The organism is Pseudomonas sp. 4CAES_32.4 (assembly GCF_058136335.1).
In genome coordinates this window covers 612,976-632,413 of record NZ_CM176882.1, presented here as the reverse complement: position 1 = coordinate 632,413, position 19,438 = coordinate 612,976, and the positions used below count along the sequence as shown (strand labels likewise).

The window sequence follows — 19,438 nt, the reverse complement described above, 5'->3', positions numbered from 1 at the left end:
TTCTCAAAGGATGGCGACACTGTCAACTCTGACAGTTCCGACGAACGGGCTACGTCTGGTTATTCGTCATCATCGAAGTTGTAACTGCCCGGCGCGAGGTTCTCGAAGCGGGTGTATTTGCCGATGAACGCCAAGCGGATAAAACCGATCGGGCCGTTACGCTGCTTGCCGATGATGATTTCGGCGATACCCTTGTGTTCGGTTTCCGGGTGATACACCTCGTCGCGGTAAACGAACATGATCACGTCGGCGTCCTGCTCGATCGCTCCGGATTCCCGGAGGTCAGAGTTGATCGGACGTTTGTTCGGCCGCTGCTCAAGGGATCGGTTGAGCTGGGACAACGCCACCACCGGGCAGTTGAATTCCTTGGCCAAGGCTTTCAAGGAACGCGAGATTTCAGAAATCTCGTTCGTTCGGTTATCGCCGCCGGAACCTGGAATCTGCATCAGTTGCAGGTAGTCGATCATGATCAGACCGATCTCACCGTGTTCCCGCGCCAGACGTCGGGTACGCGCACGCATCTCCGATGGGCTGATACCGGCGGTATCGTCGATGAACAGCTTGCGGTCATTGAGCAGGTTGACCGCCGACGTCAAGCGCGGCCAGTCGTCGTCTTCCAGTTGGCCAGAACGCACTTTGGTCTGGTCGATGCGGCCCAGCGAGGAGAGCATACGCATGACCAGCGATTCACCTGGCATCTCGAGGGAATACACCAGCACCGCTTTGTCGCTGCGCAGGACGGCGTTTTCCACCAGGTTCATCGCGAAGGTGGTTTTGCCCATCGACGGACGACCGGCGACGATGATCAAGTCAGCCGGCTGCAGGCCACTGGTCTTTTCATCAAGGTCGGTGTAGCCAGTGGACAGACCGGTAATGGCGTTGTCGGTGTTGAACAGCGTGTCGATGCGATCAATGGCCTTGGTCAGCAGATCATTCACACCCACCGGGCCACCGGTTTTTGGCCGGGCTTCGGCAATTGCGAAGATCTGCCGCTCGGCTTCGTCGAGGATCTCCTCGGCGGTGCGACCTTCCGGGTTGAAGGCACTGTCGGCGATCTCGGTGCTGATGCCGATCAGTTGGCGCAACGTCGCACGCTGGCGGACGATCTGCGCATAGGCCTTGATGTTGGCGACGGACGGCGTGTTTTTCGCCAGTTCGCCCAAGTAGCCGAGGCCACCGACTTGCGAAGTCTGACCTTCCTTGTCGAGTTGTTCGGCAAGGGTCACGACGTCGATCGGCGAGTTCTGATCGGCCAGTTTGGCGATCGCACGGAAGATCAGACGGTGGTCATGTCGATAGAAATCGCCATCGGAGACTTGATCCAGCACGCGTTCCCAGGCGTTGTTGTCCAGCATCAGACCACCGAGAACAGCCTGTTCGGCCTCGATGGAATGCGGCGGCACCTTCAGGGCAGCGGTTTGCAGATCGTATTGCTCGGGAGCGGAAATATCGTTCATGGCCACTTGAGTATTAGTGAAAAGCAGGGAATTCAGAAAGACAAAGGGCACGACCTGTAAACAGGATCGTGCCCGATGTTAACCGTCTGACGGGCAAGCCGCCAGCCGATCAGGTGTTGCTTAAGCTGCTACCACGACAACGCGTACGGTGGCTTCAACTTCGGCGTGCAGGTGCACAGCCACGTCGAATTCACCCACGTTGCGGATGGTGCCGTTCGGCAGACGAACTTCGCTCTTCTGCACTTCAACGCCGGAAGCGGTCAGTGCGTCAGCGATGTCGTGAGTACCGATCGAACCGAACAGCTTGCCTTCGTCGCCAGCGGTGGCAGTGATGGTCACTTCCAGCTCGGCCAGTTGGGCAGCACGGCTTTCAGCCGATGCTTTACGGTCTGCGGCAGCTTTTTCCAGCTCAGCACGACGCTCTTCGAACGCAGCCAGGTTGGCAGCGGTCGCAGCGGTAGCTTTGCCGAAAGGCAGCAGGTAGTTACGGCCGTAACCGGCCTTAACGTTTACTTTGTCGCCCAGGTTGCCCAGGTTGGCGATTTTTTCCAGAAGGATCAGTTGCATGTGGAAATCCTCTTAACTTTTAACCTTCACCGTTCGCGTTATCGGTGTCTTTCGACACGTGACGACCGCGAAAATCAATCAGGCTGTCGACAATGGCCAGAACCACGAGCAACGGATAGATCAGCTGCATGAACAGCAACAGCGTGACGTACAACCCCACCAGCCAGAAACCGGCCAGTCGCTTCTGCCCGACCAGCCCGTGAATCAGGGCAAGTCCGGCGAACACCAGCGGTACACTGCACAACGGCGTCAACATGGCCATCTGTGCACCGAGATTCGGGCCCAGAAGCATCAACGCCAGCAGTAACATCGCCGGCCCCAGCGGGATCCGGATGGCGCGAAACTCGCGACCAAAACCACCCGGGTTGTACAACAACGCCTGCCAATAACGCCCGACAATCAGGCTCAGCACGCTGACGATCTGCAACAACGCCGCAATCAGTCCGGTCAGGACTGGCGCTATCAGGGACGCGAAACGCGCTTGCTCTTCGACCGACAATTGCTTGTAAGTCTCACCGAGAAGCGCCGGCATGACCTTTATCAAGGCCTGCGCGAGCATCTCGATCTGGGCTGCAAACGCGGCCCCGAGCACCACCGAAAACACCACTCCAATCACTACGCTGACCAGCAGCGTGCGAACCCAGGATTCACTTGCGCGCAAAACCAACGCAAGTCCCGAAGACCCCAGCAGCACCAGAAGTGCCCGTGGGTCATCGGCATACAGCCACCAGATCAAGGCCGGCAGCAGTCCCAGTGACAGAACGCCTAGGGCGTCCATCAATCCGCGCCGCAGCAGCACAAGGCTCCCGGCGGCAGCACCCAACCAATACAACAACGGCAATGTTGCACATCCGGCCACCACGAGAGTGGCCTGCATACGGCCTCGCATGATGAACTCAGCTAAGGCACGCATGCATTCAATCCTTTGCTACTTGTCGACTGCCCGGTCTCAGCGGCCGTGGCTGTCGGTGTAGGCCAGCAGGGCCAGGAAGCGGGCGCGCTTGATAGCGGTGGCCAGCTGACGCTGATAACGAGCTTTGGTACCGGTGATGCGGCTTGGAACGATTTTGCCGGTCTCGGATACGTAGGCTTTCAGAGTGTTGAGATCTTTGTAATCGATCTCTTTCACGTCTTCAGCGGTGAAGCGGCAGAATTTACGACGACGGAAGAAACGTGCCATTTGATAGGCTCCTTAAAAGGTCCGTGGATTACTCGTCAGCGTTATCGCTGTTGTCGCTGTCATCACTATCAGCGCTATCAGCGCCTTCGTGCTCAGGACGGTCGCGACGCTCACGGCGCTCACTGCGGTTTTCTTCAGCCTTGAGCATCTCGGACTGGCCAGTTACGGCTTCGTCGCGACGGATGACCAGGTTACGGATCACTGCATCGTTGTAGCGGAAGTTGTCTTCCAGCTCGGCCAGAGCCTTGCCAGTGCACTCAACGTTCAGCATCACGTAGTGAGCCTTGTGAACATTGTTGATTGCGTAGGCCAGTTGACGACGGCCCCAATCTTCCAGACGGTGGATTTTGCCGCCGTCTTCTTCGATCAGCTTGGTGTAACGCTCAACCATGCCGCCGACTTGCTCGCTCTGATCCGGGTGGACCAGAAAGATGATTTCGTAATGACGCATGAATGCTCCTTACGGGTTGTAGCCTGCCGCTCAAAAACGGTCAGACAAGGAGTGAATGACACTTATGGACTTGCTGGCGCGGGGCACATGCGTACCTGCCGTCACAGCAAGGGGCGCAATTGTAGAGAAGGGACAGAAGAGGTGCAAGGCAATTGGTGAATATTTGAACAGCAGCTGTAAGCATCGAGCCTCAAGCTGCAAGCGGGTCCGCTTTTAGCTTGAGGCTTGCAGCTATAGGCTTATGGCTTGCGCGAAGCGCTTGCCTTGGCTTTCGCACCACGCTGACGCTGAGCTTCGAACAGGCAGACGCCGGTTGCTACCGAGACGTTGAGACTGCTGACGCTACCGGCCATCGGCAGTTTCACCAGATAGTCGCAGTGTTCGCGGGTCAGGCGACGCATGCCTTTGCCTTCGGCGCCCATGATCAGAATCGTCGGGCCGGTCAGGTCCTGGTCATAGATGCTGACCTCGGCTTCGCCTGCCGTGCCGACAATCCACAGACCGCGCTGCTGGAGTTTTTCCAGGGTGCGAGCGAGGTTGGTCACCGCCACCAATGGAATCACTTCCGCCGCGCCGCAAGCGACCTTACGCACGACAGGCGTCAGGGTGGCCGACTTGTCTTTCGGCACGATCACTGCCATCGCACCGGCAGCGTCCGCCGAACGCAGGCAGGCGCCGAGGTTGTGCGGATCGGTCACGCCGTCGAGCACCAGCAACAGTGGCGCGCCTTCGGTACGATCGAGCAGCTCATCGAGCATCGCTTCGCCCCAGACTTGGCTCGGGCTCACTTCTGCGACCACGCCCTGGTGCACGCCTTCAACCCAAGCGTCCATTTCGCGACGCTCGGCCTGACCGACCTGCACACGGTTTTCGTTGGCCAGCTCAACCAGCGTCTGCACCCGCGGATCGTTGCGGCTTTCAGCCAGCCAGATCTGCTTGACGCGTTTCGGGTGGTGACGCAGCAATGCTTCTACCGCGTGAACGCCGTAGATTTTTTCCAACTGACTCATGACTTCGCCTTCGGTTTACGTGCCCCGCCACTTTTGGCTGGAGCCGAACCCGCTTTTGGCGGGCCTTTACGGTGTTTGCTCGGTTTGGCTGGCTTGCCGCCGGAGGCCTTTTCAGGCGCCGACCGTCCGGTCTTTCCCCCGGACGCCGCTTTACCACCGTTTTTGGCGTCGGAAAGCAGGGCTTTCTTCATTTCACGGCTTTTGCGCAGCTCGGCGTTTTTCGCCACGGCGTCGCTTGGGCGATAGGCTTCGGCAGCCTTCTCTTTGGCCGGACGGCGACCAGCGGTTTTTGCCGGAGCCTTTTCTTCCGAAACCTTGGCGGCAGGTGCAGCAGTTTCAGCGCCACGCTTTTTGCGACCGATCGGCGCGCTGATGGTTTTTTCAGCCATCTCGAAGTCGATCTTGCGCTCGTCGAGGTCAACGCGCATGACGCGCACTTCAACGGTATCGCCGAGACGGAAGCTACGACCGGTGCGCTCGCCAGCCAAGCGGTGATGCACAGGATCGAAGTGGTAGTAATCGCCCGGCAGCGCGGTGACGTGCACCAGGCCTTCGACGTAGATATCGGTCAGCTCGACGAACAGACCAAAACCGGTCACGGCGGTGATCACGCCCGGGAACGACTCGCCCACGCGATCTTTCATGAACTCGCACTTGAGCCAGTTCACCACGTCGCGGGTCGCTTCGTCGGCGCGGCGCTCGCTCATCGAGCACTGCTCGCCGAGTTGCTCCAGCGCCGCTTCGTCGTACGGATAAATGCGTGCCTTCGGAATGGTCATCGCACCGGCACGACGAACGTGCGGGGTGTCCTGTTTCGAATGGATCACGCTGCGGATCGCGCGGTGCGTGAGCAGGTCCGGGTAACGGCGGATCGGCGAAGTGAAGTGGGTGTAGGCTTCGTAATTCAGGCCGAAGTGGCCCTGATTGTCAGCGCTGTACACCGCCTGGCTCAGCGAACGCAGCATCACGGTCTGGATCAGGTGGAAATCCGGGCGATCCTTGATGCTCGCCAGCAAAGCCTGGTAGTCCTTCGGCGACGGGCCGTCCTTGCCTTTGTGCAGGGACAGGCCGAGCTCGCCAAGGAAGGCGCGGAGTTTTTCCAGACGCTCCGGTGGCGGGCCGTCGTGGACGCGATACAACGCAGGAATTTCGTGCTTCTTGAGGAATTCGGCGGTGGCCACGTTGGCCGCCAGCATGCATTCTTCGATCAGCTTGTGCGCGTCGTTGCGGGTGGTCGGACGGATTTCGGCAATCTTGCGCTCGGTACCGAAGATGATTCGGGTTTCCTGCGTTTCGAAATCGATCGCGCCACGTACGTGACGGGCCGCCAGCAGCACCTTGTACAGCGCATAAAGCTGCTTGAGGTGCGGCAGAACGTCGTTGTATTCACCGCGAAGCTGACGCGCCTCGGTGATTTTCGGCGTTTCCAGCATCGCGCTGACTTTGTTGTACGTCAGACGAGCATGGGAATGGATCACCGCTTCATAGAAGCAGTAGTCGGTCATTTCGCCGGACTTGGAGATGGTCATCTCGCAAACCATGGCCAGACGATCGACGTGCGGGTTCAGCGAGCACAGGCCGTTGGACAGCTGTTCAGGAAGCATCGGCACAACACGCTCGGGGAAGTACACCGAGTTGCCGCGCACTTGCGCTTCGTTGTCCAGCGCCGAACCGATTTTCACGTAGCTGGAAACGTCGGCAATCGCCACATACAACTTCCAGCCGCCGGAGAACAGGCGCAGCTTGCCCGGTTTGGCTTCGCAATAAACCGCATCGTCGAAGTCGCGGGCATCTTCGCCGTCGATGGTAACGAACGGCAGATGGCGCAGATCGACGCGCTTCTCTTTGTCTTTTTCTTCGACTTCCGGCTTGAGCTTGGCCGCTTCTTTCAGAACGGCCTCAGGCCAGACGTGCGGAATGTCGTAGGTACGCAGGGCCACATCGATTTCCATGCCCGGCGCCATGTAATTGCCGACCACTTCGACCACGTCGCCTTGCGGCTGGAAGCGCGGCGTCGGCCAATGGGTGATCTTCACCTCGACGAACTGACCGATCTGCGCATTGGCGTTGCGACCCGGCGTCACCAGCACTTCTTGCTGGATCTTCGGGTTGTCGGCAACGACAAAACCGATGCCGCCTTCTTCGAAGTAGCGACCGACGATGGTTTCGTGAGCACGCGAAACCACTTCGACGATCACGCCTTCACGGCGACCGCGACGGTCGAGGCCGGAAACACGGGCCAGTGCACGATCACCATCGAACACCAGACGCATTTGCGCCGGGCTCATGAACAGGTCATCGCTGCCGTCGTCCGGCACCAGGAAGCCGAAACCGTCACGGTGGCCGCTGATGCGACCGAGGATCAGGTCGAGCTTGTCGACCGGCGCGTACGTGCCACGACGGGTGTAGATCAGTTGAGCGTCGCGCTCCATGGCGCGAAGGCGGCGTCGCAGGGCTTCGATCTGGTCTTCTGTGGTCAGACCAAACTCCTCGACCAGTTGCTCGCGGGCAGCAGGCGAACCCCGATCGGCGAGATGCGCCAGGATCAGTTCGCGGCTAGGAATAGGGTTTTCATATTTTTCCGCTTCACGAGCGGCCTCGGGATCGAGGGACTGCCAATCGGCCATTAGAGAGTTTTCACCTTGTCTATATGCGGGTTAGTTTGGCATAGGCGCCATGAAACGGGAAATTTCCGACTATATAAGGCCCAACTGAGGGCCTGTATCGACGCCCGAAAGCCGTTTTGACCACCGCCGGTAAAAAAAATCATATTTTTTGCTGACAGGGGTTTACAGTTAAAAACACGCTCCGTATAGTGCGCGCCATCGACGACGTACAAGCGTTGCCGATACTGCCCAGATGGTGAAATTGGTAGACACGCCAGCTTCAGGTGCTGGTGACCTTACGGTCGTGGAAGTTCGAGTCTTCTTCTGGGCACCAATTTCGAGTTTGAGACTAGATCAGTTTCAAGACTCACACAAAACCCGCGAAAGCGGGTTTTTTGCATTCTAAGCCCGGGTTTTCTTAAAACTGATTTATTAAAATTAAATCAGGGGTTTACAGATCAAAAGACGCTCCGTATAGTGCGCCACATCAACAGCGGCAACGCTAGCGATGATTGCCCAGATGGTGAAATTGGTAGACACGCCAGCTTCAGGTGCTGGTGACCGCAAGGTCGTGGAAGTTCGAGTCTTCTTCTGGGCACCAATTCAAATTCAAGGTTACGACCTTGGATTTCACAGAAACCCGCGAAAGCGGGTTTTTGCGTTTCTGGCTTCCAGAAAATCAAACACACCCGCCTATCAAACCGCCAGCCCCACCGCAAGGCGCACTTGAGAAACAATATCGTTTATCATTGTTGCAAGTTTTTGCAATGCGACAGTGAGGAACCCTGCGAATGACGTTTCGAAATACCCTGCGCCGAGGCTTGACCTTTACACTCCTCGGCCTGGCGCTCGCCACTCCCCTCACCCAGGCTGCCGATGCGGTTTCCCTGACTCTCTACAACGGCCAGCACAAGGAAGTCGGCGACGCGATCGCCAAAGCCTTCGAAGCCAAGACCGGCATTCACGTCAACGTGCGCAAGGGCAGCAGCAATCAGCTGGCCAGCCAGATCATCGAAGAAGGCGACCGCTCCCCCGCCGACGTGATCTACACCGAAGAATCGCCACCGCTGAACAATCTCGGCGAACTGGGCCTGCTGGCCAAGACCGATGACGCGACTCTGGCCGTTCTGCCGGAAAAATATGTCGCCGGTAACGGCACCTGGATCGGCATAACGGCGCGTGTTCGCGTGGTTGCCTACAACCCGAAACTGGTCGATGAAAAAGACCTGCCGAAATCGGTGATGGAATTCTCCGATCCACAATGGCAAGGCAAGGTCGGCTTCGTACCGACCAGCGGCGCGTTCCAGGAACAGGCTGTCGCGATCATAAAAATGCACGGTCGTGATGCCGCCGAAGAATGGCTGACCGGCCTGCGCGCGTTCGGCAAGACCTACAGCAACAACATGGTCGCCCTCAAAGCCGTGGAAAACGGCGAAGTTGCCACTGTATTGGTGAACAACTATTACTGGTTCGCCCTGCAGCGCGAGAAAGGCAAGCTTGATTCGAAACTGCACTACTTCACTGGTGGTGACGTTGGCGGCTTGATCACCGTATCCAGCGCTGCCGTACTCAAATCCAGCAAACATCGAAAAGAAGCCCAGCAATTCCTTGCCTACATGGCCAGCGAAGAAGGTCAGCGCGTGATCACTCAGACCACCGCCGAATACCCGCTGCACAAAGGCATGGAATCGGATCGCGGGCTCAAGCCGTTCAGCGAGCTGGAAGCGCCGAATGTAACACCGGCCGATCTGGGCAATGCCGAAGAAGCGCTGGAACTGGAACGTGAAGTTGGGTTGAACTGATGGCCGCATCGTTATCCGCCCCCGCCGTGCGCGGGGGTTACGTGCCACGAGGCAAACGGCCGTCGATCTGGCTGGTGCTGCCGGTGCTTTTGCTGGTTGTGCTGAGCCTGTTGCCACTGGCCTATGTCGGCCTCAAAGCCTGGCAGGCCGGCTGGGCCGAGGCGCTGCACTTGTTGTGGCGCCCGTATGTATTCGGCCTGCTGCGCAATACTCTGGCGCTGATGGTTGGCGTAACCCTTACGTGCGGTGTGGTCGGCCTGTCGTTGGCCTGGCTGCTGGAACGCAGCAATCTACCGGGACGCCGCCTCTGGGGCGTAATCTTGTGCCTGCCATTTGCGGTGCCAGCGTTTGTCAGCAGCTTCACCTGGGTCTCGCTGAGTTCACAGTTTGAGGGCCTTGGCGGGGCGATTCTGGTGATGAGCCTGTCGAAATACCCGCTGATCTTCCTGCCAGTGGCGGCGACCCTGCGCAATCTCGATCCTTCCCTTGAAGAGTCGGCGCGCACGCTTGGGCAGAATCGCTGGGGCGTGTTTTTCCGCGTCACCCTGCCGCTGCTGTGGCCATCGCTCTTGGCCGGTTCGCTGCTGATTGCCCTGCACATGTTGGTGGAATTCGGCGCGCTGTCGATCATCGGCCTGCAGACTTTCACCACGGCGATCTACCAGCAATTCGAGCTGGAATTCAGCAATGCCAACGCGGCGATGCTGTCTGCCGTACTGCTGGCGTTGTGTCTGGCGCTGTTGTGGCTGGAGCTGCGCGTACGCGGCAAAGGTCGGCATGTGCGCACCGGACAAGGTGCGGCGCGGCGTGCGGAACAGGTTCGACTCGGGCCTTGGGCAGCAGTCGGTCAGTTGTATTGCCTGATGCTGGCGATCGTCGGCAGCGGGATTCCATTGGGGATGTTGGCGTATTGGCTGGCGGTGGGCTCTTCGGCGGCCTTCCCGGTGGCAGCAATTACCGAAGCACTGCTGTCGTCGCTGGCGTTGTCGCTCGGCGGCGCGGCGCTCTGCTTGGTGCTGGCGGTGCCGGTCGGTTTGCTGGTGGTGCGCTACAAAGGCCAATTGGCGATCTGGGCCGAGCGCTTGCCGTATCTGCTGCATGCCCTGCCGGGACTGGTGATTGCGCTGACACTGGTGTATTTCGCCCTGCATTACGTGCCGGCGCTGTACCAGACTTCGGGGCTGCTGCTGATTGCCTATGCGCTGCTGTTTTTGCCGCTGGCACAGGCGCCGATCCGTACAGCGCTGAACAAAGCCGCGCCGCAACTGGAAGAGGCTGCACGTACGCTGGGCGCTTCATCGTTCACAGCGTTTTGTCGCGTGACGCTGCCGATCATCTTCCCGGCATTGGGCGCAGCGTTTGCGCTGGTGTTTCTCGATGCGATGAAGGAATTGACGGCGACGCTGTTGTTGAGCCCGACCGGGCTCAATACTTTGGCGACCGAGGTTTGGGCGCATACCGCGAATGTCGAGTTTGCGGCGGCAGCGCCTTATGCGGCGTTGTTGATTTTGGTGTCCGGGTTGCCGGTCTATCTGCTGACGACTCGGATGTATTTGAGCCGCTGAAATAGCTATCGCGAGCAGGCTCACTCCTACATTGGAATGCGTTCCCCCTGTAGGAGTGAGCCTGCTCGCGATGGGGCCCGACCAGACAACATCAAGCCCGGAACTGCCCCAGACTGGCTTTCAGCTGCGCCGCCAGACCATCCAGCACCTTGCCACTCGCCGTGGTTTCCACCACCGCCTGCGCCGCTTTCTCGGCCTGCGCATGAATCGTCTCAACCCGCCCACGCACCGCCTGCGCACCTTGCGCCTGATGCGCAGCCGCCTGCGTCGCCAGGCCAATCGCCGCATGCACTTGCTCAACCGAAGCCTGTACCGATTGCTGCAACCGCGCACTGTCGCGCAACACCAGCAAACCTTCGCTGGCCTGCCGCCCGGCCTGGCCGATCGCCTCGACCGCCTCACGCGCGCCCTGCTGCAACGCGACGATGTGCGCCTGAATATCGCCGGTGGAGCTCTGCGTCTTGCTCGCCAGCGCTCGGACTTCGTCCGCCACCACAGCAAACCCGCGCCCGGTCTCACCGGCACGCGCCGCTTCAATGGCAGCGTTTAGCGCCAGCAGATTGGTTTGTTCGGCGATCCCGTGAATCACCGTCAACACCACTTCAATCTGTTCACTTTGCTGCGCCAGCCGCTCAATGACTTTCGCCCCGGTATCGACCTGCCCGGCCAGCGCTTCGATCAGGCTGCCGACCTTGGCTGACGTGCGAGTGTTTTCGTCAGTCGCTTGGCGAATATCCACCACCTGCTTCAACGCGGCCTGCATCGCGTGACTTTCCGACTGCGCCTCATCAGCCATTTGCGACAGTGCGCGCAGGCTTTCCGCGACCTCGTCACGCTGCATGCCGGCAGCCGCATCGGCACCGGCGTTGCGCAGGGTCATCGCACCAATCTCGACGCCAGTACGCTGAGCGACATCGCCGGCCTCGCGCACGATCGGCTGCAACTTATCGACAAAGCGATTGACCGCCGAGGCCATGTCGCCGATCTCGTCCTTGCTGTTGATCTGCACGCGCTTGGTCAGATCACCCTCGCCCGCGGCCAGATCATCCATCGCCGCGTTGAGCATCTTCAGGCGATTGACCACGCGATGGCCGAGCACAACGGCGAGCAACAGCAGCACGCCACAACCGACCAGCGCCAGGCCCATGCCGATTCTCCAGCGCAGGGTCGCCGCTGCTTCTTGCACCGTGCTCGCGGTATTGGCCTTCATCTCAGCGGCGGTGGATTGCGCCGATTGCAGACGTGCCTGCATGGCTTTGGCGCTATCAGCCGCGGCACCTTGAAGGCTGTCGCCGACCAGTTGATCGCTGCTGGCAATCAGCGCCGAGAAGCGCTTGTCCAGCGCGGCCAGATCGGTTTCCACCGAGGCCGTGGAAACACCCATCAGCACCTTGCCGATTTCCACGCCGTTGGGATTGATCGAAGCCTCGAGGTAGTAGACCGACGGATCGTTCTTCGCCGCATCCAGCACTTTATCCAGCGCACGCTCGCCCTGACCTTTTTCCAGCAAGGCCTTGTTGATCGGGTTTTCGCGATTGAGATAACGGGTCAGGTGCTGGCCGGTCGCATCGTCGTACACCACGAACAACACGTTGGGATTGCGCTGGGCACGCCGGGCGAACTCGGACAGGGTCGGCACGTCGCTGTCCCACATGGCGCGCGGCGCCACCGAGGCGAGCAACTGGGCCATGTCATTGGCCGAATCCTTCAAATCCTTTTCCAGCGTCGCCCGCAGTTGCGCCTGCTCGTCCTTCAGGCGCGCTGATAAACCGACCGTCAGGCGCTGACGCGTACTCGAGGACAGATTATCGAGACTCGACGTGACTTCCCGCCCGGCCTGCTCCAGCTCGCCGGAGAGTTTCTGGCTGTCAGCACCGAGGCGCACGGCCAGATCAGCTTCCAGCGCCGTGACGGTGCTCCGGGTCAGGGCAACAGCCACCAACACTTGCACCAAAAGAGCGATACCAAGGGTAACGAAGACTGGGCGCAACAAACGGCTTTGTAACAGTGAGAGAACGGCCGACACTGTGAATACCTCTACTTCTGACGCCATTAATTTGATGGCACTCTTGTAGGAAGAATCACAGCAAAGGTCATGCCGTCCAACAGGCATAAACGACAAAGGCCCCAATTAAGGGGCCTTTGTTTTTTACATCAACGACTTATCAAGCAAACGGGTGACGCAGAACGATGGTTTCGTTGCGATCCGGGCCCGTCGAAATAATGTCGATCGGTGCGCCGATCAACGCTTCAACGCGCTTGATGTAGGCACGAGCGTTCGCCGGCAGCTCTTCCAGGGTTTTGGCACCCACGGTCGATTCAGTCCAGCCCGGCACTTCTTCGTACACAGGCTGCAGGCCTACGTAGCTGTCCGCGTCGGTCGGAGCAACAGCGTTGCCTTCGGCATCTTTGTAGCCGACGCAGATGTTGATGGTTTCCAGACCGTCGAGTACGTCCAGCTTGGTCAGGCAGATGCCCGAGATGCTGTTCACATCGATAGCGCGACGCAGGATAACGGCGTCGAACCAGCCGCAACGACGGGCACGGCCGGTGGTAGCACCGAACTCGTGACCTTGCTTGGCCAGGTGCGCGCCAACGTCGTCAAACAGCTCAGTCGGGAATGGACCGGAACCAACGCGAGTGGTGTAAGCCTTGGTGATGCCCAGGATGTAATCGAGGAACATCGGGCCAACGCCCGAGCCGGTCGCCACGCCACCAGCGGTGGTGTTGGAGCTGGTCACGTACGGATAGGTGCCGTGGTCGATGTCGAGCAACGAACCCTGCGCGCCTTCGAACATGATGTCTTTGCCGGCGCGACGCAGGTCGTGCAGCTCGGCAGTGACGTCGAGCATCAGCGGCTTGAGCAGCTCAGCGTATTCCTTGCACTCGGCCAGGGTTTTTTCGAACTCGATGGCTGGCTCTTTGTAGTAACCGACCAGCATGAAGTTGTGGTAATCCACCAATTCACGCAGTTTGTCTTCGAAGCGCGGCATGTTCAGCAGGTCGCCAACACGCAGGCCACGACGAGCAACCTTGTCTTCATAAGCCGGGCCGATGCCGCGACCGGTAGTACCGATCTTCAGCTCGCCACGGGCTTTTTCACGGGCCTGGTCCAGCGCCACGTGGAAGGACAGGATCAGCGGGCAGGACGGGCTGATACGCAGACGCTCACGCACCGGTACGCCTTTCTCTTCCAGCTTGGTGATCTCGCGCAGCAGGGCGTCAGGTGCGACCACCACGCCGTTGCCGATCAGGCACTGCACGCCTTCGCGCAGCACGCCCGACGGGATCAGGTGCAAGACGGTTTTTTCGCCGTCGATCACCAGTGTGTGACCAGCGTTGTGGCCACCCTGGTAGCGCACTACGGCGGCAGCATGTTCGGTCAGCAGATCAACGATCTTGCCTTTGCCCTCATCACCCCATTGGGTGCCCAGGACTACGACATTCTTACCCATAACACTTGTCCTCATTCGCGCAAACTTGGTGCCGGCGATGGCCGGCAGGAAAACTCAAGAAGCCAGTGGCGATACTTGCCAAAGCCCGTTCTGCTGAATCAATTGCCGGTCGCAGTCCGCATCACGGGCGGCGGCCAAAGGTTGCCCAGGCAAAGCCTGAACGACACGCTGACCCTCACTGCGCAACTGACAAACCTGCTGCCAGAGTGCCGCATCCGTACTGTCAGGCATCCAGATACCGCCAGACGGTAGCTCGATGTCAGCACGCCCCAGGGTCACCAGGGTTTTCAAATCGGTGGAGAAGCCTGTCGCTGGACGGGCGCGACCAAAATCGGCGCCGATGTCGTCGTAGCGACCGCCCTGAGCGATAGACTGGCCAACGCCCGGAACGAACACCGCGAACACCACACCGGTGTGGTAGTGGTAGCCACGCAGCTCGCCCAGATCGAAGTACAGCGGCAACTCCGGGAAGCGCGCCGACAGACGCTCGGCGATCGCCAGCAAGTCTTCCAGCGCCTCCAGTACCGGCGCCGGCGCATTGGCCAGACGCTCGCGGGCGGCGCTCAAAACTTCACGGCCACCGCACAGATCGACCAGCGCGCGCAGCATGCCGGACAAGTCGGTCGGCAACCCTTCGGTCAAGGTAATGACCTCGTCGATGGCCTTGCGTTGCAACGCGTCGAACAACTGCTGCTCGACTTCACCGGACAGACCGGCGGCACGCGCCAGACCACGGTAGATACCAACATGACCGAGGTCCATGTGCACATCCGGCACATCGGCCAGTTGCAGCATGGCCAGCATCAGGCTGATCACTTCAACGTCGCTGCTCGGGCTGGCGTCGCCGTACAACTCGGCGCCCAACTGGATCGGGCTGCGCGATGACGACAGTGCACGCGGCTGAGCATGGAGCACGCTGCCGGCGTAGCACAGACGGCTCGGGCCTTCGCGGCGCAGGGTGTGCGCATCGATGCGCGCCACTTGCGGCGTGATGTCGGCACGGAACCCCATCTGCCGGCCCGATTGCGGGTCGATGACCTTGAAGGTACGCAGATCCAGGTCCTGGCCCGCGCCGGTCAGCAGGGATTCCAGGTACTCGATATGGGGGGTCACGACAAACTCGTAACCCCAGCTCTGGAACAGATCCAACACCTGACGACGCGCGACTTCAATGCGCGCCGCTTCCGGTGGCAGTACTTCTTCGATGCCATCTGGCAGCAGCCAGCGGTCTACCGTTGCCATTACGCCATTCCCCTTTGATCCGGGCGGCCAGCCTGCGGGCGAGCCTTGAGTGAAGCAGAAAATGACCGATCCGTTCAAAACGCACGCGCATGAACGACGCGGCGAAAGGCCTGTTACCGGCTTCGCCCATCACTTTCCTCGAATTACTCTCGGGTCATTCAACCCGATGTCTGCAGCCAAAAACAGCAATCAAACGTGCAGACGCAAAAAAGCCGGGAATTTCCCGGCTGCCGCATCATACACACGTTTTCCCAAAGGATCACCCCGCCCGAGGTTTTAGCCGCCGGGCGGAGTGCTTCAGGTCAACGTCGTATCAAGGCTTGGCTTTTTCCAGGTAGTGGAAGAAGTCGCTGCTTGGGTCGAGGACCATGACGTCGGATTTGTTCGCGAAGCTTTCACGGTAGGCGCGCAGGCTACGGTAGAAACCGTAGAACTCCTGATCCTGACCGTAGGCCTTGGAGTAGATCGCAGCGGCCTGGGCATCACCATCACCGCGAACCTCTTCGGATTCACGATAGGCTTCAGCCAGCAGCACGCGGCGTTGACGATCGGCGTCGGCACGGATGCCTTCGGCCAGCTCGTTACCCTTGGCGCGGTGCTCGCGAGCTTCACGCTCACGCTCGGTGCTCATACGTTCGAACACGCTGCGGTTCACTTCTTTCGGCAGATCGATGGCCTTGACCCGAACATCGACCACTTCGATACCCAGTTCTTTTTCCGCCATCTTGTTCAGCGACGCGGTGATGTCAGCCATCAGCGCATCACGCTCGCCCGACACCACTTCGTGCAGGGTGCGCTTACCAAACTGGTCACGCAGACCGGATTCCAGACGACGGGACAGACGCTCGTCGGCGATTTGCTTGAGGCCGGAAGTTGCGGTGTAGAAGCGCTCGGCATCTTTCACGCGCCACTTGGCGTAGGCATCAACCATCACGGCTTTCTTTTCCAGGGTCAGGAAGCGCTGTGTCGGCGCATCCAGCGTCATCAGACGCGCGTCGAATTTACGCACCTGGTTAACGAATGGCACCCTCACATGCAGGCCAGGCTGAACATCAGCCTGAACCACGCGACCGAATTGCAGCAGCACCGCACGCTCGGTTTGAGCGACGATGTAGAAGCAGTTCCAGCCAACCAGTACCACCACGACGCCAACGATCAGGGCGATCAGCGATTTATTGCTCATCAGCGGGTCTCCCTTGTGCGCGACTGCGGCAGGTCAGTGACGTGCGGCGTGACATCCGTGTTGTTGCTGGCGGCGGCCGAACCGGTCACCGGCCCGCTGCTGCCCGGATTGTTCTGAATCATCTTGTCCAACGGCAGGTACAACAGGTTGCTCTGGCCGTTCTTGTTGCCGGTCACGAGAACCTTGCTGGTGTTGCTGAAGACTTCCTGCATGGTGTCCAGGTACAGACGCTGGCGGGTGACTTCAGGTGCCTTGCGATATTCGGCGACCAGTTTGGTAAAGCGATCAGCCTCACCCTTGGCGCGCGAGACCGTTTCGTCGCGGTAACCGTTGGCATCTTCGAGGATGCGCTGGGCCTGACCACGGGCTTCCGGCACGACGCCGTTGGCGTAGGTTTCCGCCTGGTTGCGCGAACGCTGCTCGTCTTCACGGGCGCGGATCACGTCATCGAAGGCTTCCTGCACTTCCCGCGGTGCCGCTGCGCTCTGTACGTTGACCTGAGTGACGGTGATACCGGTGCGATAGGTATCGAGGAAGCGTTGCAGACGCTCCTTGATTTCGCTGGCCATCAATTCACGACCTTCGGTCAGCACCTGGTCCATGGCGGTCGAACCCACCACGTGGCGCAGGGCGCTGTCGGTTGCATGTTGCAGGCTGATTTCCGGCTGATCGACGTTCAGCACGAAATCCTGCAGGTTGCTGATCTTGTACTGCACGGTCAGTGGCACTTCGACGATGTTCTCGTCTTCGGTCAGCATCTGGCCCTGCTTGGTGTACGCACGCTCACGCGTGACGTTTTCCATGTACTTCTTGTCGATCGGCGGGAAGTAGATGTTCAGACCCGGGCCGACAGTCTCGTAGTACTTGCCGAAGCGCAGCACCACGGCCTGCTCCTGCTCGTCGACTACGTAGACCGCGCTGTACAGCCAGACGGCCGCCAGCACGACGAGGCCGATGCCGAGCAGACCGCCGAAGCCGCCGCTGCTCTTGCCCGAACCACCACCGTCATCACCACGTTTCTTACCACCACCGAACAACCCGTTCAGGCTTTCCTGCAGCTTTCGGAAGGCCTCGTCGAGATCTGGTGGCCCCTTGCGGTCGCCGTTATTGCGGCGCTTGCCACCCCAAGGATCCTGATTATTCGAGTTGCCACCCGGCTCATTCCAAGCCATAGCGCTCTCCATCTGATAAAGCAAAGACGCACCCACGGCGCGCCGACCAATGCTACAGAATGCCTGCCGTCACGGCACAACCGCTTTTTCAGGCTTTTATTGCAAAGTGTGTTGCTCGATGAATTCCATCGGCTGCAATCCTTCGCGGCTTACCAGTCGATTCAACTCGACACGGGGCAAACGAACGGCGAGCAAACTGATGCCTTCTTCGTCGTGCTCTTCTTTCTGCACCGCACCGAGTTCGAAGAACTGCGCACGCAGTCGAGCGAATCGTTGCGGCAAACGCAAGGTACCGATAAACAAATCACTGCCGAGCAATTCGGCGATGGCTTGTTCAAGCAGCTCCAGACCCGAACCATCACGCGCCGACAGCCAGACCCGCTGGGGCTTGCCGTTCTCGTCGCGCTGGATTTGCGGTTCAACGCCTTCAAGCAAATCGAGTTTGTTATAGACCTCGAGGATCGGCAAGTCCTGGGCCCCAATCTCGCCCAGCACCACCATTACCTGTTCAATCTGCAACATGCGATCCGGTTCAGCCGCATCGATCACGTGCAACAGCAGGTCGGAATTGCTCGACTCTTCGAGCGTAGACCGAAATGCCTCGACCAGCTTGTGCGGCAAGTGCCGAATGAAACCTACCGTGTCGGCCAGAACAATCGGCCCCAGGTCGTCAATATCGAGACGGCGCAGGGTCGGATCGAGCGTGGCGAACAATTGGTCAGCCGCGTAGACGTCAGATTTCGTCACGTTATTGAAGAGCGTGGATTTCCCGGCGTTGGTATAACCCACCAGAGACACGGTAGGGATATCCGCGCGGGATCGACCGCGTCGCGATTGCTCGCGCTGGCTGCGCACCTTCTCTAGCCGGCCCTTGATCTGGCGCAGGCGGACCCGCAGCAAACGGCGGTCGGTTTCGAGCTGGGTTTCGCCCGGGCCGCGCATACCGATACCGCCGCCTTGACGTTCAAGGTGAGTCCAGCCGCGAACCAGCCGGGTGCTCATGTGGTCAAGCTGGGCCAGTTCGACCTGGAGCTTGCCTTCATGGGTGCGGGCGCGTTGGGCGAAAATATCGAGAATCAGACCGGTACGGTCGATCACGCGACACTCGAAAACACGTTCGAGGTTACGTTCCTGACTGGGCGTGAGGATGTGATTGAAAATCACCAGATCGGCTTCTTCAGCCTTGACCAGGTCGCGCAGTTCCTCGACCTTGCCGCTGCCGATCAGGAATTTGGCGGTTGGCCGATGACGCGGCACGTTAAAAAACGCAACGGTCTCGGCGCCCGCCGAATTAGCCAATTCCTGAAACTCCTGCGGATCTTCGCGCGCCTCAGGGTCCTGTCCATCCAAGTGAACGAGGATTACTCGTTCACCACCACCGTGGCGCTCAAAGAACAAAGGAGACTCCTATCAGGCGTTACCTGGCTCAGCGTCACCTGCTTCGGATTCGGTTGCGCTAGGCAGACGAATTGGACGAACCGGCACTACTGTCGAGATAGCGTGTTTGTAAACCATTTGGCTCACGGTGTTTTTCAGCAAAATCACGAACTGGTCGAACGACTCGATCGTGCCTTGCAGTTTGATACCGTTGACCAGGTAGATGGAAACCCCAACTTTCTCTTTACGTAAAGTATTCAAGTAAGGGTCTTGTAGCGAATGCCCTTTTGACATGTGCCGCACTCCTTTAAGGATTCAATAATAAAAAATAGGTAATTCAGATGGCTTTGGCCGTCACACCCCCAAGGATA

The 19,438-nt window shown here is 59.3% G+C and carries 16 protein-coding genes and 2 tRNA genes; 4 read left to right on the top strand and 14 right to left on the bottom strand.

Features of this window, described 5'->3' with window-relative positions:
* Positions 1–59: 59 nt before the first annotated feature.
* The 7 genes from dnaB to rnr form a co-directional block, all read right to left on the bottom strand.
* The gene (gene dnaB, locus AC3Y64_RS02775) at positions 60–1,457 is read right to left on the bottom strand and encodes a replicative DNA helicase (protein WP_008078305.1); all 1,398 of its coding nucleotides are present in this window, start codon (positions 1,455–1,457) and stop codon (positions 60–62) included.
* A 120-nt stretch (positions 1,458–1,577) separates the two neighbouring features.
* Positions 1,578–2,024, bottom strand: a complete 447-nt coding sequence (rplI, locus tag AC3Y64_RS02770; protein WP_003221136.1) for a 50S ribosomal protein L9 — start codon at positions 2,022–2,024, stop codon at positions 1,578–1,580.
* A gap of 19 nt (positions 2,025–2,043) precedes the next feature.
* The gene (locus tag AC3Y64_RS02765) at positions 2,044–2,937 is read right to left on the bottom strand and encodes a hypothetical protein (RefSeq protein ID WP_489986358.1); all 894 of its coding nucleotides are present in this window, start codon (positions 2,935–2,937) and stop codon (positions 2,044–2,046) included.
* A 36-nt stretch (positions 2,938–2,973) separates the two neighbouring features.
* On the bottom strand, positions 2,974–3,204 hold the full coding sequence (gene rpsR, locus AC3Y64_RS02760) for a 30S ribosomal protein S18 (protein WP_002551829.1): 231 nt from the start codon (positions 3,202–3,204) through the stop codon (positions 2,974–2,976).
* Between the two features lie 28 nt (positions 3,205–3,232).
* Positions 3,233–3,655: a 30S ribosomal protein S6 gene (gene rpsF, locus AC3Y64_RS02755; RefSeq protein ID WP_038360383.1), complete on the bottom strand. Its 423-nt coding sequence runs from the start codon at positions 3,653–3,655 to the stop codon at positions 3,233–3,235.
* A gap of 239 nt (positions 3,656–3,894) precedes the next feature.
* Positions 3,895–4,665: a 23S rRNA (guanosine(2251)-2'-O)-methyltransferase RlmB gene (rlmB, locus tag AC3Y64_RS02750; RefSeq protein WP_489986357.1), complete on the bottom strand. Its 771-nt coding sequence runs from the start codon at positions 4,663–4,665 to the stop codon at positions 3,895–3,897.
* Complete coding sequence (rnr, locus tag AC3Y64_RS02745; RefSeq protein WP_331693749.1) at positions 4,662–7,292, bottom strand: ribonuclease R; 2,631 nt, start codon at positions 7,290–7,292, stop codon at positions 4,662–4,664. The genes rlmB and rnr overlap by 4 nt, the downstream gene beginning before the upstream one ends.
* A gap of 226 nt (positions 7,293–7,518) precedes the next feature.
* Here rnr and AC3Y64_RS02740 point away from each other — a divergent pair.
* The 4 genes from AC3Y64_RS02740 (at position 7,519) to AC3Y64_RS02725 (ending at position 10,638) form a co-directional block, all read left to right on the top strand.
* Positions 7,519–7,605: transfer RNA gene (locus tag AC3Y64_RS02740), tRNA-Leu, on the top strand.
* A gap of 180 nt (positions 7,606–7,785) precedes the next feature.
* A tRNA-Leu gene (locus tag AC3Y64_RS02735) sits at positions 7,786–7,872 on the top strand.
* Positions 7,873–8,062: 190 nt separating this feature from the next.
* Positions 8,063–9,073 carry an extracellular solute-binding protein gene (locus AC3Y64_RS02730; RefSeq protein WP_489986356.1) on the top strand — a complete coding sequence of 337 codons (1,011 nt, stop codon included), beginning with the start codon at positions 8,063–8,065 and terminating at the stop codon, positions 9,071–9,073.
* The gene (locus AC3Y64_RS02725; protein WP_489986355.1) at positions 9,073–10,638 is read left to right on the top strand and encodes an ABC transporter permease; all 1,566 of its coding nucleotides are present in this window, start codon (positions 9,073–9,075) and stop codon (positions 10,636–10,638) included. Before AC3Y64_RS02730 ends, AC3Y64_RS02725 begins: the two co-directional genes overlap by 1 nt.
* Positions 10,639–10,729: 91 nt before the next feature.
* Here the strand turns inward: AC3Y64_RS02725 and AC3Y64_RS02720 are convergent, their stop codons facing one another.
* The 7 genes from AC3Y64_RS02720 to hfq form a co-directional block, all read right to left on the bottom strand.
* A complete protein-coding gene (locus tag AC3Y64_RS02720) occupies positions 10,730–12,664 on the bottom strand; it encodes a methyl-accepting chemotaxis protein (protein ID WP_489986354.1) in 1,935 nt (644 codons plus the stop codon).
* Positions 12,665–12,803: 139 nt separating this feature from the next.
* Positions 12,804–14,093, bottom strand: coding sequence for an adenylosuccinate synthase (locus AC3Y64_RS02715; RefSeq protein ID WP_105705879.1), 1,290 nt, complete (start codon positions 14,091–14,093; stop codon positions 12,804–12,806).
* 54 nt (positions 14,094–14,147) lie between these two features.
* Positions 14,148–15,335, bottom strand: a complete 1,188-nt coding sequence (locus tag AC3Y64_RS02710) for an ATP phosphoribosyltransferase regulatory subunit (protein ID WP_489986353.1) — start codon at positions 15,333–15,335, stop codon at positions 14,148–14,150.
* Positions 15,336–15,648: 313 nt separating this feature from the next.
* Positions 15,649–16,518 (bottom strand): protease modulator HflC, encoded by an 870-nt coding sequence (gene hflC / locus AC3Y64_RS02705; RefSeq protein ID WP_122593810.1) that lies wholly within the window; start codon positions 16,516–16,518, stop codon positions 15,649–15,651.
* On the bottom strand, positions 16,518–17,690 hold the full coding sequence (gene hflK / locus AC3Y64_RS02700; protein ID WP_158959834.1) for an FtsH protease activity modulator HflK: 1,173 nt from the start codon (positions 17,688–17,690) through the stop codon (positions 16,518–16,520). Before hflK ends, hflC begins: the two co-directional genes overlap by 1 nt.
* 96 nt (positions 17,691–17,786) lie before the next feature.
* Positions 17,787–19,088, bottom strand: coding sequence for a ribosome rescue GTPase HflX (gene hflX / locus AC3Y64_RS02695; protein WP_122593812.1), 1,302 nt, complete (start codon positions 19,086–19,088; stop codon positions 17,787–17,789).
* Positions 19,089–19,100: 12 nt separating this feature from the next.
* Positions 19,101–19,361, bottom strand: a complete 261-nt coding sequence (gene hfq / locus AC3Y64_RS02690; protein WP_007902656.1) for an RNA chaperone Hfq — start codon at positions 19,359–19,361, stop codon at positions 19,101–19,103.
* Positions 19,362–19,438 lie beyond the last annotated feature (77 nt).